At 72.4% G+C, this 13,599-nt stretch carries 12 protein-coding genes; 4 read left to right on the top strand and 8 right to left on the bottom strand.

Annotated elements, in window-relative coordinates:
* Positions 1–107: 107 nt before the first annotated feature.
* From F593_RS0114700 to F593_RS29965, 7 genes are all read right to left on the bottom strand, one after another.
* Positions 108–629, bottom strand: a complete 522-nt coding sequence (locus F593_RS0114700; RefSeq protein ID WP_028721699.1) for a hypothetical protein — start codon at positions 627–629, stop codon at positions 108–110.
* Positions 630–687: 58 nt separating this feature from the next.
* Positions 688–3,219: an endopeptidase La gene (lon, locus tag F593_RS0114695; protein WP_022929510.1), complete on the bottom strand. Its 2,532-nt coding sequence runs from the start codon at positions 3,217–3,219 to the stop codon at positions 688–690.
* The gene (locus F593_RS25545; protein WP_022929509.1) at positions 3,216–3,671 is read right to left on the bottom strand and encodes an Hsp20/alpha crystallin family protein; all 456 of its coding nucleotides are present in this window, start codon (positions 3,669–3,671) and stop codon (positions 3,216–3,218) included. Before F593_RS25545 ends, lon begins: the two co-directional genes overlap by 4 nt.
* A gap of 97 nt (positions 3,672–3,768) precedes the next feature.
* Complete coding sequence (locus tag F593_RS0114685; RefSeq protein ID WP_022929508.1) at positions 3,769–4,566, bottom strand: MBL fold metallo-hydrolase; 798 nt, start codon at positions 4,564–4,566, stop codon at positions 3,769–3,771.
* A 110-nt stretch (positions 4,567–4,676) separates the two neighbouring features.
* The gene (locus F593_RS0114680; RefSeq protein ID WP_022929507.1) at positions 4,677–6,902 is read right to left on the bottom strand and encodes a 3-hydroxyacyl-CoA dehydrogenase NAD-binding domain-containing protein; all 2,226 of its coding nucleotides are present in this window, start codon (positions 6,900–6,902) and stop codon (positions 4,677–4,679) included.
* Between the two features lie 41 nt (positions 6,903–6,943).
* Entirely contained in the window at positions 6,944–8,164 is a 1,221-nt protein-coding gene (locus tag F593_RS0114675) for an acetyl-CoA C-acetyltransferase (RefSeq protein ID WP_022929506.1), read from the bottom strand.
* A gap of 220 nt (positions 8,165–8,384) precedes the next feature.
* Positions 8,385–8,639, bottom strand: a complete 255-nt coding sequence (locus F593_RS29965) for a hypothetical protein (RefSeq protein WP_157251839.1) — start codon at positions 8,637–8,639, stop codon at positions 8,385–8,387.
* A 405-nt stretch (positions 8,640–9,044) separates the two neighbouring features.
* On the opposite strand from F593_RS29965, the gene F593_RS0114665 reads away from it, so the two are divergent.
* The 3 genes from F593_RS0114665 to F593_RS0114655 all read left to right on the top strand — a co-directional run bounded on the left by F593_RS0114665 (position 9,045) and on the right by F593_RS0114655 (position 11,091).
* A complete protein-coding gene (locus tag F593_RS0114665) occupies positions 9,045–9,965 on the top strand; it encodes an NAD(P)H-binding protein (protein WP_022929504.1) in 921 nt (306 codons plus the stop codon).
* 124 nt (positions 9,966–10,089) lie between these two features.
* Positions 10,090–10,536: an SRPBCC family protein gene (locus F593_RS0114660; protein ID WP_022929503.1), complete on the top strand. Its 447-nt coding sequence runs from the start codon at positions 10,090–10,092 to the stop codon at positions 10,534–10,536.
* A gap of 183 nt (positions 10,537–10,719) precedes the next feature.
* Positions 10,720–11,091 carry a helix-turn-helix domain-containing protein gene (locus F593_RS0114655; protein WP_022929502.1) on the top strand — a complete coding sequence of 124 codons (372 nt, stop codon included), beginning with the start codon at positions 10,720–10,722 and terminating at the stop codon, positions 11,089–11,091.
* A gap of 115 nt (positions 11,092–11,206) precedes the next feature.
* On the opposite strand, the gene F593_RS0114650 is transcribed toward F593_RS0114655, so the two are convergent.
* On the bottom strand, positions 11,207–12,196 hold the full coding sequence (locus F593_RS0114650; RefSeq protein WP_022929501.1) for a malate dehydrogenase: 990 nt from the start codon (positions 12,194–12,196) through the stop codon (positions 11,207–11,209).
* A 146-nt stretch (positions 12,197–12,342) separates the two neighbouring features.
* Between F593_RS0114650 and F593_RS28510 the strand changes: the two genes are divergently transcribed.
* Positions 12,343–13,524: a site-2 protease family protein gene (locus F593_RS28510; RefSeq protein ID WP_022929500.1), complete on the top strand. Its 1,182-nt coding sequence runs from the start codon at positions 12,343–12,345 to the stop codon at positions 13,522–13,524.
* The last annotated feature ends 75 nt before the right edge of the window (positions 13,525–13,599 follow it).

The following is a 13,599-nucleotide window of genomic DNA, read 5'->3' as shown; positions in this document are numbered from 1 at the left end:
TCGGGGTCGACGGTGGGGCCCGAAGGCCCCGAGAGGACCGCCGTCGCCCGAGGGCGACGACGACCCGGCCGGACCCCGCGCCCTGAGGCGCGACGTCCGGCGAGAACTCAGCTGCCGGTGACGGGCGAGCTGGCGGTGTTGGAGACCGCGGCGTTGCCGTTCGACGACGGCGTGCCGGCGGCGGAGCCGACGGAGTAGTCGAGCTCCTCCTCCGGGCCGAAGACGAGGTCGAGCGCCTTCGTGCGCAGCGCCGGGACCGTCGCGACGGCGACGGCGGAGCTGATCAGCGTGAGGAGGAAGAAGCGGCCGCGCTTCTTCTTCTTCGGCGGCTTGCCGACGAGCTGGCTCTTCGCGTCCAGGAGGGCGCTCGTGCCGGCGCGGACCTCGCTGTGGACCTTCTTGTCCTGCAGGAGGGCCTGCGGGTTGCCGGCGACACGCGCGTACGCGGTCTTCGCGGCCTCGGCGAGGTTGCGGAGGTCGTCGTGCAGGTCCTGGTTCTCGATCAGGTTCCGCACCGCGTCCTCACGCGCCGCGATCTGCTTCGAGGCGGACTTGCCGACCTTCTTCGCGGCCTTGCGTGCGGCCTTGGCCTGCGTCTTCTGCTTCTTGGACTGCGTCTTCAACGCCATGGTCCTCCGTCTCGGGGTGGTGAGGCCGAACGCCTGTGAGCCTATCGACCTTGGACGCCTACCCGGGGGTCGTCGTACCGAAACCACCGAGGGCCTGCTCCAGGACCTCCTCGACGCGTTCGACCCACACGAAGTCGATCCGCGAGCGCAGCGGCTCGGGGATCTCGTCCACGTCGCGCTCGTTCTCCCGTGGCGCGATCACGCAGCGGACGCCGTTGCGCTGGGCCGCGAGGGCCTTCTCCTTCAGGCCGCCGATCGGCAGCACCTCGCCGGTCAGCGTGATCTCGCCCGTCATCGCGACGTGCTGCTCGACCTCGCGTCCCGTCAGCAGCGAGGCCAGCGCCGTGGCGATCGTGATGCCGGCCGAGGGCCCGTCCTTCGGCGTCGCGCCGGCGGGTACGTGGACGTGGAGGTCGTGTTGCGAGAACCAGTCGGCCTCCACGCCGGGGGCGACGACCGCGAGGTTGCCGCGCACCCAGGTCAGCGCGGCGCGCACCGACTCCTGCATGACGTCGCCGAGCTGCCCCGTGGTCGTGAGCGTGGGCTGGGCCCCGGACTTCGGCATCGCGGCGGCCTCGACGAACAGCACGTCGCCGCCGACGGGCGTCCACGCCAGACCCGTCGCCACGCCGGGGCGGCGGGTGCGACGGCGCAGCATCTCGGACGATCCCGCCCAGGTGCCCCGGCCGAGCAGCTCCTCGACCTTCGCCTTCGTCACCGTCATCCGCTTGGGCTTCCCGCCCGTCGTCGGCGAGGCGACGTCCTGCTCGCCCTCGACGACCTGGCGGGCGATCTTGCGCACCACGCGCCCGATCTCGCGCTCGAGGTTGCGCACCCCGGACTCGCGCGTGTAGTCCTCGATCAACGTGCGCAGCGCGGGGTCGCCGAAGCTGATCCAGGAGCGGCGCAGGCCGTGGCGGTCCAGCTGCCGCGGCACGAGGTAGCGCTTGGCGATCTCGAGCTTCTCCTGCGCCGTGTAGCCGGCCAGGCGGATGACCTCCATGCGGTCGCGCAGGGGCCCCGGGATCGTGTCGAGCGTGTTGGCCGTTGTCACGAACATGACGCGCGAGAGGTCGAACGGCACGTCGAGGTAGTGGTCGCGGAACGTGTCGTTCTGCTCCGGGTCCAGCACCTCGAGCATCGCCGACTCGACGCCGCCGGTGCCGCCGGGCCCGGCGGAGGCCGTCTTGTCGATCTCGTCGATCATCAGCAGCGGGTTGTTCGAGCCCGCGTCGCGCATCGCGCGGATGATCGTCCCCGGCATCGCGCCGATGTAGGTCCGGCGGTGGCCGCGGATCTCGGCCTCGTCGCGCACGCCGCCCGCCGAGATGCGCTCGAAGTTGCGGCCCATCGCCCGCGCGATGGACTTGCCCAGGGACGTCTTGCCGACGCCCGGCGGGCCCACGAGACAGAGGATGGTGCCCCGCGCGTCGGGCTTGAGCTGCCGGACGGCGAGGAACTCGAGGATGCGGTCCTTGATGTCCTCGAGCCCGAAGTGGTCGGCGTCGAGCACCTCGCGCGCGTGCTTCAGGTCCAGGTCGTCGCGCGTGCGGTCGTTCCAGGGCAGCGAGACGATCCACTCGAGGTACGTGCGGACGACGGCGTGCTCGGCCGAGGCCTGCGGGATCGCCTCGAGCCGGTGCAGCTCGCGCTCCGCCTGCGTCTCGACGACGTCGGGCAGGTCGAGCGCGTCGAGCTGCTCGCGGAGCTCGGCCAGCTCGGCCTCGAGCGGGTCCTCCTCCCCCAGCTCCTCGCGGATCGCCTTGAGCTGCTGACGCAGCACGTACTCCCGCTGCCCCTTGTCGAGCTCGGACTGCACCTGCGACTGGATCTCGGAGCCGATCGAGATGACCTCGAGCTCGCGCGCCAGGATCGCCATGAGGCGGCGCAGGCGGGCCTGGACGTCGACCTCCTGGAGCAGCGCCTGCTTCTCCTCCGTGGCGATGCGCAGCGACCCCGCGATGAGGTGCGAGAGGGCGACGGGGTCGTCGATGTTCGCGACCGCGAGCTGCAGTTCCTCCGGCAGGTACGGGAGCGCTTCGACGATCTTCGAGAACGTCTCCTGCACGCTGCGGTGGAGCGCGACCAGCTCCGCGGGCGGATCGGCGCGGGGACCGGCGCCGCCTGCGGCCTCCCCCGCCTCGCCGCGGGCGACGGGACGGTACGGCTCGCCGTCCAGCAGGTCCGGCAGGTCCTCGACCTCGGCGACGAGGTACGGCTCGCTCTGGGTGAACCGGGTCAGCCGCACCCGCGCGGTCGCCTGGACGAGCAGCCGCAGCGTGCCGTCGGGCACCTTCAGCATGCGCACGACCTGGCCGACCACGCCGACGTCGTGCACGCCCTCCGGACCCGGGGCCTCGACCTCGGCGTTCCGCGACGCCGCCAGGACGAGCCGCCGGTCGCCCGCGAGGACGTCGTCGACGAGCTTGACCGACCGCTCCTGGCCGATCGCCAGCGGGAGCATCGTGTCGGGCACCGGCACGACGTCGCGCAGCGGCAGGACGGGCAGCGGGCCGCCGTCCGCCCCGACGCCCTCGGCGCGCACCTCGACCTCCTGGGCCTGGGTGGGATCCGAGACGATCTCGATCACGAGGTCGCACCACGCTGCGGGGCGCCGTCGGCGTCGGGGCGCAACGGCAGCTCGACCCGCAGGATGCCGTCCCGGTACGTCGCCCGCGCGCGGTCCGCGACGACCTCGGCCCCGAGCGGCACCACCCGGCGGAACGGCCCCGTGCCGATCTCCATCTGCTGGTAGGCGCGGCCCTCCGCGGCGCCCGCCTCGCGGTGCCCCGCCAGCACGAGCTCGCGCCCGCGGATCTCCAGGCCGACGCGGTCGGGGTCGATGCCCGCGAGCTCCGCCTGCACCACGACGCGCCGCTCCCCGCCCTCGGGCGTCTCGGAGTACACGTCGACGGCCGGCTCGAACCCGGCACGGGCCTGGCGGCCGTGCAGCCCGCGCTCCAGCACGCCGCCGAACAGCTCGTCCATCTCGCGGCGCATCCGCTCGAAGTTGGCGAACAGATCGCCTTCGCGAGAACGCATGGCGCGACTTTAACCCTGCGCGCGCCGACCCGTGCGCCCCGGGCCGAATCGTGCCGAAGCCGCCCGCGGCGCGGCCCGCCCGCCGGGGCGGCCGGCCCTACAGGTCGTAGATGCTCTCGGCGGCCGCCATCTCGACGGGGACGTCGCCCGCGGTCTCGCGGGCGCGCTCGAGGGCCACCGAGGCGTCCTCCTCGTCGGAGATGTGGACGAGCACCGCGCGCTTGACGGCCGCCCGGGCCGCAGCCTCGCCGGCCTCGCCGGCCGTCAGGTGGCCGCGGGGGCCGGAGCGCTCCGGGCGCGGCAGCGTCGCCTCGACGAAGAACAGGTCGGCGTGCTGCGCGAAGTCCACGAGGTCCTCGTTCGGCGCGCAGTCCGAGCCGTAGACGAAGCGGCCACCCGTGACCGTCGAGCGGACCTCGACCGCGTACGCGGGGACGAAGTGCGGGACGGCACGGAAGCGGATCTCGAGCGGCCCCAGCGTCAGCACGGCCTCGGGGTCGTACTCCGAGGACCGGAACGCCCGCTCGACGAGCTCCGGCATCCCCCACGCCGTCATCACGGTGCGCATGACCTTCTCGCCGCCCGGCGGCAGGTGCAGCTCCGGGCGCGCCGGGTCGTCCGTGCCCGGCCACGGCGGCACGGGGACTGGCTGCTGGCGCGGGGCGAAGACCAGCGCGTAGCTGTAGGGCACGAGGTCCAGCGTGTGGTCCGCGTGACAGTGCGAGATCACGCAGGCGTCGAGGTCGACGTAGTCGATGTGCGCCCGGAGCTTGCCGAACACCCCGTTGCCGCACTCGAGCAGCAGCCGGTAGTCGCCCTCCTCGACGAGGTACCCGCTGCACGCCCCGTCGACGTCCTGCCAGGCGGGCGACTTGCCCAGAACCCTCACGCGCACATGAGCCCCCTCGTCACGATCCGCACAGTCTATGGACGAGGCCCGCGCGGTGCGGAACGCGGGTGCCCCGGTTGCGGCGCCCCGACCGGGGCGCCGCACGGTGTCGGGGCTTACGCCTTGGCGAGCACCGACTCGTCCGCGTACGTCTCGCCGGCCTCGGCCTTGGCCACCAGCGACGCGGGCGGCTCGAAGCGGTCGCCGTACTCCGCGGCGAGCTCGCGGGCGCGGGCGACGAAGCCCGCCGGGCCCGTCGTCGTCCCCTCCGGGTCGCGCGGGTCGACGTAGCCGTTGATGTACTGCAGCACGCCGCCCGTCCAGGCCGGGAAGCCGATCCCGAGGATCGAGCCGATGTTCGCGTCGGAGACCGTCTCCAGCACGCCCTCGTCCAGGCACTTCACGGTCTCGAGGGCCTCGGCGAAGAGCATGCGCTCCTCGTAGTCCACGAGCGAGAGCGTCGCCGGGTCCGTGTTGCCCGGGATCGCCTTCGCGCCGTACGTCTCGCGCAGGCCGGACCAGAGCTTCGTGCGCTTGCCGTCCTCGTAGTCGTAGAAGCCGGCGCCGGCCAGGCGGCCCCCGCGACCCTGCTCGAGCATGTGGTCGATGACCTCGAAGGCGGGGTGGTCGACCCAGGCGTCGCCCGCGGCCTCCTTGCTCGCCTTGCGGATCTTCGCCATCAGGTTCAGGTTCAGCTCGTCCGAGAGCTGCAGCACGGGCGCGGGGTAGCCGGCCTGCGAGCTCGCCTGCTCGATGGAGCGCGCCGGGACGCCCTCCTTGAGCATCGCGATGCCCTCGTTGATGAACGTGCCGATGACGCGCGAGGTGAAGAAGCCGCGCGAGTCGTTGACGACGATCGGCACCTTGCCGATCTGCTTCACGAGGTCCAGCGCGCGGGAGAGCGTGTCGTCCGACGTCTTCTCGCCCTTGATGAGCTCGACGAGCGGCATCTTGTCCACCGGGGAGAAGAAGTGCACGCCGATGAAGTCGTCGGGCCGGGAGACGCCCTCGGCGAGCTCGGTGATCGGCAGCGTCGACGTGTTCGAGCCCAGGAGCGCGTCGGGCTTGAGGAACGGCTCGATCTCGGCGAAGACCTGCGCCTTGACCTTCGGGTCCTCGAAGACGGCCTCGATGACGAGGTCCGCGTCCTGTGCGTGGGACGGGTCGTCCGTGGCGGTGATGCGGGCGAGGAGGGCGTCGCCCTTCTCCTGCGTCACCTTGCCGCGCTCGATGCCCTTGGCGACGAGCTTCTCGGAGTAGCCCTTGCCGCGGTCCGCCGCCTCCTGCGAGACATCCTTCAGGACGACCTCGATGCCGGACTTGGCGCACTGGTACGCGATGCCCGCGCCCATCATGCCTGCGCCGAGCACCACGACCTTCGTGGCGGCCCAGGACTCGCGGTCCTTCGCGCGGCCACGCGCGCCGTTCACGGCCTGCATGTCGAAGAAGAACGCCTGGATCATGTTCTTCGCCACCTGGCCGGTGACGAGGTCCACGAAGTAGCGGCCCTCGATCTCGAACGCCGTGTCGATGTCGACCTGGGCGCCCTCGACCGCGGCGGCCATGATGTTCTTCGGCGCCGGCATGTTCGCGCCCTTGAGCTGCTTGCGCAGGTTCGAGGGGAACGCAGGCAGGTTCGCCGCGAGCTTCGGGTTGCTCGGCGTGCCGCCCGGGATCTTGTAGCCCTTGACGTCCCAGGGCTGCACGGCCTCGGGGTTCTCGGCGATGAAGCGCTTGCCGGCCGCGAGCAGGTCGTCCGGCGAGGCAACGAGCTCGGACACGAGCCCGATCTCCTTCGCCTTGTCCGGGCGCATCTGCTGGCCCTGGAGCAGGACCTGCATCAGGCCGTTGGCGATGCCCAGCATGCGGATGACGCGGGTGACGCCGCCGCCACCCGGGAGCAGGCCGAGGGTGACCTCGGGCAGGCCGAGCTTGATCTTCGGCGAGTCCACGACGACGCGGTGGTGCGTCGCGAGCGTGATCTCGAGGCCGCCGCCGAGCGCGGCGCCGTTCACGAGCGAGACGACCGGGCGGCCGAGCTTCTCGAGCCGGCGCAGGTCGGCCTTGATGCCGCGGACCTGCGCGCCGATGGCCGGGGCGTCGGCCTTCGTGGCCTTGATCATGTCCTTCAGGTCACCGCCGGCGAAGAAGGTCTTCTTCGCCGAGGTGATGACGACGCCCTTGACCGACTCCTTCTCGGCCTCGAGGCGGTCGACGGCGGCGGTCAGCGAGGCGCCGAAGTCCGCGTTCATCGTGTTGGCGGACTGGTTCGGGTCGTCGAGGACCAGGTTGACGACGCCGTCGCCGGCGTCCTCCCAGCGGATGGTGTTCGTGTGGCTCATGGGGTGCGTTCTCCTCTGGAGGTGCGGATCGGAGCCGGGGCTCAGATCGCCTCGACGACGGTCGCGATGCCCATGCCGCCGCCGACGCAGAGCGTCGCGAGGCCGTAGCGCTTGCCACGACGGTGCAGCTCGTCGATCAGCGTGCCGAGGATCATGCCGCCGGTCGCGCCGAGCGGGTGGCCCATGGCGATGGAGCCGCCGTTGACGTTGGTGATCTCGGGATCGATGTCGAGGTCCTGGATCAGGCGAAGCGCCACCGCGGCGAACGCCTCGTTGATCTCGATGAGGTCCATGTCGGACGCCTTCAGACCGGCCTTCTTCAACGCCTTCTGCGAGGCGGGGCCGGGGGCCGTCAGCATGATCGTCGGGTCGGCACCGGAGACGGCCGTCGACACGATGCGGGCGCGGGGCTTGAGGCCGTTGCGCTCGCCGGCCTCGGCGTTGCCGATCGTCAGCAGGGCGGCGCCGTCGACGATGCCCGAGGAGTTGCCGGCGTGGTGGACGTGGTTGATCTCGTCGACCCAGTGGTACTTCTGCAGGGCGACGGCGTCGAAGCCGCCCATGTCGCCCATCATCGCGAAGGACGGCTTGAGCTTGCCGAGGCTCTCGACGGTCGTGCCGCGGCGGATGAACTCCTCGCGGTCCAGCACGACCTGGTCGTTGAGGTCCTTCACGGCGACGACGGAGCCCCCGAAGTACCCGGCGTCCTCGGCGGCGGCGGCGCGCTCCTGGGAGCGGGCGGCGAAGGCGTCGCACTCCTCGCGCGAGAAGCCCTCGACCGTCGCGATGAGGTCCGCGCCGATGCCCTGGGGCACGAAGTGGGTGTCGTAGTTCGTCTCGGGATCCATCGCCCACGCGCCGCCGTCGGAGCCCATGGGCACGCGGGACATGGATTCGACGCCGCCGGCGAGGATCAGGTCGTCACCGATGCCGGAGGCGACCTTCTGCGCGGCGGTGTTCACGGCCTCGAGGCCGGAGGCGCAGAACCGGTTGAGCTGGACGCCGGCGACCGTGTTCGGCAGGCCGGCCTTGAGCGCCGCGGTCTTGGCGATGTCCGCGCCCTGGTCGCCCACGGGCGAGACGCAGCCGAGGACGACGTCGTCGATCGCGTTCGGGTCGAGCTGGGGGTTGCGGCCCAGCGTCTCGTGCATGAGGCCGACGACGAGGTCGACCGGCTTGGTCCCGTGCAGGGAGCCGTTGCTCTTGCCCTTGCCGCGGGGGGTGCGAATGGCCTCGAAGACCAGCGCGTCGGTGCTGCCCATGTGGAACTCCTGTGCTCGGTGCTGCCCCACGGAGCCCTCGAGAGGGCCCTGTGCCCGCGCCCGGACGCGGCCGTCGGCGGAGTGCCGACGGTGGCCCGGGCATAGTACCTGGCTGGCTGGCCAACCACGGGACGGCCGGGCGCGAAGCTACCGACCGTAGGGAGCGGGGCGCCGGCGTCGCGGGGCCCCGCGGGCCGGAGGGCGTCCGGCGGGCGACCGCTCAGGCCGCGTAGCGGCGGGCCTGCTCCTGCGCCGTCGGGAACGCGAACGGCGTGCCCGTCGCCCGCTCGGGGCGGAACGCGAAGGCCATCTGGCGGGGCGGGCGCAGGCCCTCCTCGCGGTCGGGCCGGAACGTCGCGCACGGCTCACCACGATCCAGCGCGCACAGCATGTGGCGGCGGAAGAAGCAGCCGTCGCAGCTGGGAGCGGCGGCGGCGTTGCGGGAGCGGGTGCGGGCGTCTGGACTGGGGTGCAAGAGGGTTCCGAGCGCGGTGCGGACGGTGGACAGGGGTGCGCGCGGTCGCTCCCATGCGGAAGCGGCCGGACGGCGAAGAACGTGGCGAGGACGGGACGCGGGGCGGCGTTCCGGACCTGGCGAGGATGGTGCTGCGGCGCCGCCGAGACGCGGCGTCTCACGGCACGAGGGGCATAGAACCACACCGACCCGGCCGCCGCGAGCCTTGTTCCCGCTACTTGGTCACTTTTCGTTCACGAGCCCGTGCAGGAACTCCGCAAATGGCGCAGAACATTCACGGTCCTCGACGGACGGTCGAGGCGCATCGCGGCGCGACGCTCATACCCACGCCCGCCGCCCCGCAAGCCGGCCCGCCCCGAGACGCCCGGGCCGGGGCCCGCACGTTGTGCTTCATGATGGGACGAGATGCAGATCCTCGTCACCGGCGCCACCGGGTTCGCGGGGTCCTCGCTGATCCCGCCCCTGCTCCAGGACGGGCACGAGGTGCGCGCCTTCGCCCGCGACCCCAGGCGGGTGGCCCACGACGTGCCGGCGGTGCGCGGCGACGTCACGACGGGCGCGGGGCTCGACGAGGCGCTCGACGGCGTCGACGTCGCCTACTACCTCGTGCACTCCATGGAGCCCGCCGCGGACGGCTCGTCGTTCCAGGACCGCGAGCGGCGTTCCGCGGAGCGCTTCGCGGAGGCGGCGACGAAGGCCGGGGTGCGCCGCACGGTCTACCTCGGCGTGATGGTCGACGAGTCGCGCCCCCTCTCGGAGCACCTGCGCAGCCGGCTGGCGGTGGAGGAGACGCTGTCGTCCGCCACCCCGGAGGCCGTGGCCCTGCGGGCGTCGATCGCGATCGGGCCTGGTTCGCGGTCCTTCCGGTTCCTCGTGCGCCTGGTGGAGCGGCTGCCGGTGCTGCCGCTCCCCCCGTGGCGCCGGTACCGCACGCAGCCCATCGACGAGCGCGACGTGACGGCCGCCTTGCGGGCCTGCGCGACCACCGCGGCCGCCGACGGCGCCCGGCTCTCGCTCGACGTCGCCGGGCCCGACGTCATCGCCTACGGCGAGATCCTCGAGCGGATCCGCGACCTGCTGATGCTGCGCCGGCCGTCGATCGGGCTGCCGATCAACTCCACGCCGATCTTCGGCCGCGTCGCGTCGGTCCTCGCCGGCGAGGACGCGGAGCTCGTCCTGCCGCTCATGGGCGGCCTGACGGGCGACCTGCTGGCGCGGGACGACACCTGGACGTCCCTGCTGGGCGTCCGCCCCCATGGCTTCGACCGCGCCGTCAACCGCGCCCTGCTGCGGTGGGAGACCGTCGAGCCGCTGCGGGCCCGCTGAGCGCGTCGAACCCGCGGTCGAGCCACGAGGCCACAACGCTGCGCGCACCGTGCCGCCCACGGAGGACGGGACGCGGTCGACCCGGCGATGTGGGTCACCTGTGCCCCACGGGTAGGGTGAGGACATGACCGCGGTCCGTGCCTCCATCGACCTGCCGGCTCCCCCCGAGGACGTGTGGGATCTGATCATGGACCCCCACCAGATGGAACGGTGGGTGACGATCCATCGCGAACTGCTCTGGGTCGACGAGGGCGCCCCCGGTCCGGGGTTCGAGATGAGCCAGCGGTTCTCCATCCGTGGGGCGCCGGTGACGGTGACGTGGGTGATCGACGAGTTCGACCCTCCGCGCCGTGCCACTTGGAACGGCGTCGGACCGGCCGGGGCGACCGCGTTCATCGAGTACCGCCTCGAGGAGTCCCCGCTCGGGACGACCTTCCACTACACCAACGACTTCCGCCCGCCGATGGGCATCCTCGGCCGCGTGGCGTCACGGGCACTGATGGGCGGCGTGCCCGAGCGCGAGGCGGAGGCTTCCCTCCACGCGTTGCGGACGCTGTTCGCGTCGGGCTGAGCACACAACGGGTAACGGCGTTGGTCCCCGCGCGCCGCGGAGTCGGCCGTGCGGACCATCGATAACACCCAACACCGCAGGACGAATTCGGGTAGGCTGCTCCGCGTCGTGGTGTCGTGGGGCCGGGGGCCCAACAGGTACCCGTCCGTGCGCGCCGTCAGTCACACGGAAGGTATCCCCCACATGTCCGACTTCCTCACCGAGAAGCGCGATGAGATCCAGGCCCGGCTCGACGAGCTGGCTCCCCTGATCGCGGAGCACGACCGTCTTCAGCGGGCCCTCGACGCCCTCGATGGCGTCGACAACTCCAGCAGTGGTTCACGCTCGGCCGACAAGGGCAGCAGCGGCCGCGGTGCCGGCCGTCCGCGCGGCAGCGGCGAGCGCTCCCGTCAGGCCCTCGCGCTGCTGCGCAAGGAGCCGGGCCTCGGAGCCGCCGAGGTCGCCCGTCGCATCGGCGTGCACCCGAACTACGCCTACCGCATCCTCCCGGGCCTGGAGGAGCAGGGCCTGGTCGAGAAGCGCGACCGCGTGTGGTACCCGAAGGACGCCGCCTGAGCGGCCGGGGCCGGCCCGACCGGCCCCCACCTCTGGAACGACGAAGGCCCGGCGATTCGCCGGGCCTTCGTCGTTCTGGGACCTGGTCGCCCGCGCGGGCGACCAGTCCCTCGGATCAGATGAGACCGAGCTCGCGAACGGCGTCGCGCTCCTCGGAGAGCTCCTTCACCGACGCGTCGATGCGCTCGCGGGAGAAGTCGTCGATCTCGAGGCCCTGGACGATCTCGTACTTCCCGTCCTTGCAGACGACGGGGAAGGAGGAGATGAGGCCCTCGGGGACGCCGTAGGAGCCGTCGGACGGGATGCCCATCGACGTCCAGTCGCCGTCGGCCGTGCCGTTGACCCACGTGTGGACGTGGTCGATGGCGGCGTTGGCCGCGGAGGCGGCGGACGAGGCGCCGCGCGCCTCGATGATCGCCGCGCCGCGCTTGGCGACCGTCGGGATGAAGTCGTCCTGCAGCCAGGCCTGGTCGCCCACGAGCTCGGCGGCGTTCTTGCCGCCGACCTCGGCGTGGAAGAGGTCCGGGTACTGCGTGGCGGAGTGGTTGCCCCAGATCGTGAGCTTCTTGATGTCCGAGACGGGCACCTGGAGCTTCGTGGCGAGCTGCGAGATCGCGCGGTTGTGGTCCAGGCGCGTCATGGCGGTGAACCGCTCCGCCGGGACGTCCGGCGCGTGGGCCTGGGCGATGAGCGCGTTCGTGTTGGCGGGGTTGCCGACGACCAGCACGCGGATGTCGTCGGCGGCGCCGGCGTTGATCGCCTCGCCCTGGGGCTTGAAGATGCCGCCGTTGGCCTCGAGCAGGTCGCCGCGCTCCATGCCCTTCGCGCGCGGGCGGGCGCCGACGAGCAGCGCCACGTTCGCACCGTCGAACGCCTTCTTGGCGTCGTCGGTGATCTCGATGCCGCGCAGGAGCGGGAACGCGCAGTCGTCGAGCTCCATGGCGGTGCCCTCCGCGGCCTTCAGCGCCGGCGTGATCTCGAGCAGGCGCAGCTTCACCGGCGTGTCGGGGCCGAGCAGCTGGCCGCTGGCGATGCGGAACAGCAGCGCGTAGCCGATCTGTCCGGCGGCCCCGGTGACGGTGACGTTGACGGGCGACTGGGTCATGTTCTCTCCTGCGTGCGGTGCGGGTGCGGAGGATGGTGGCGGGACGGCGGACCGGCCCGACCGGGTGTGTGCGCGATGCTATCCCCCACGCCCGGGGGGCCGCGTCCCGCGGTGCGCCGCGGTGCGACCTGCGACGATGGCCGGGCATGCCCACCACCACGCGCACCGTGCCTCTGGCGACGCTCTTCGGGATCAAGATCGGGGCCAATCCCACCTGGTTCCTCGCGCTGCTGTTGATGATCGCGCTGCTCGGTGGGCGCTTCGAGTACGTCCTCCCGGACGCGTCGACCACCACCGCCTACGCGCTGGCCGTGGCCGCCGCCGCGCTGTTCTTCGCCTCGCTCATCGCCCACGAGCTCGGCCACGCGCTGGCCGCGCGGCGGTTCGGGATCCAGACGGAGGGCATCGACCTGTGGCTGCTCGGTGGCGTGGCGCGCCTGAGCCGCGACTCGCGGACGCCGAAGGAGGAGTTCGTGGTCGCCGCCGCGGGCCCGTTCGTGACCCTGGTCATCTGCGGGATCGGCGTGGGCGTCGGCCTGCTCCTCGGCACGCCCGACGAGCTGTGGGACGCCGCGTGGATCACGGGCGACCGCGAGACGACGACCACGGGCCTGGCGATCGTCGGGTGGCTCACGTTCGTCAACGCGGCGCTGTTCGTGTTCAACATGGTCCCGGCGTTCCCGCTCGACGGCGGGCGCATCGCCCGGGCGATCGCGTGGGGTGTGACGAAGGACCGCCGCCGGGCGACCGCTGCCGCCGGCCTGCTGGGGCGCGGCTTCGCGATCCTGCTCGGCGCCTTCGGCGTCTACTCGCTGCTCGAGGGCGACGCCGTCAGCGGCCTCTGGTACCTGCTGCTGGCGTGGTTCATCGCGGGCGCTGCGCGTGCGGCCGTCATGGCGAGCGAGATCAGCGAGCAGCTCCACGAGGTTACCGCCGGCGAGATCATGGACGACGGTCCGGCCTGGCTTCCGCAGGACGTCACCGCGCTCGAGGCCGAGCACGACACGTTCCGCCCGTTCGACGTCGCCTGGGCGGCGATGCTGGACGGCGAGGGCCGCTACCTCGGCATCGTGACCGCCGAGCGGGTGCGCGCCGAGCTGGCGGCGGGCCGGCCCAACGTGCCGGCGCGCGAGCTGCTCGACCCGGACGATCAGCCGCGCGTGCTCCCCGAGGCCGCGCTGGACGACCTGCTGCAGAGCCAGACGATGCGACGCCTCGGTGCGCTCCCCGTCGTCGACGCGGACGGGGTGATGCGTGGCCTCGTCACGTTCGCCCAGGTTCGCGAGGCGCTGGCGGAAGCGCTTCCCGGCGCGGACCTCCGCGTCTGACGGACCGACGGCGCGCCGGTACCGCCCGGGGCGATCCGACGAGAGCGCCCCGGGGCCGGCGTCCACGTCCTGCGG

This window comes from Patulibacter americanus DSM 16676, from assembly GCF_000420025.1.
In the GTDB taxonomy this organism is placed as follows: domain Bacteria; phylum Actinomycetota; class Thermoleophilia; order Solirubrobacterales; family Solirubrobacteraceae; genus Patulibacter; species Patulibacter americanus.
Note: the sequence above shows the minus strand (reverse complement) of the source record. Positions and strands in the feature narration are given on the sequence as shown.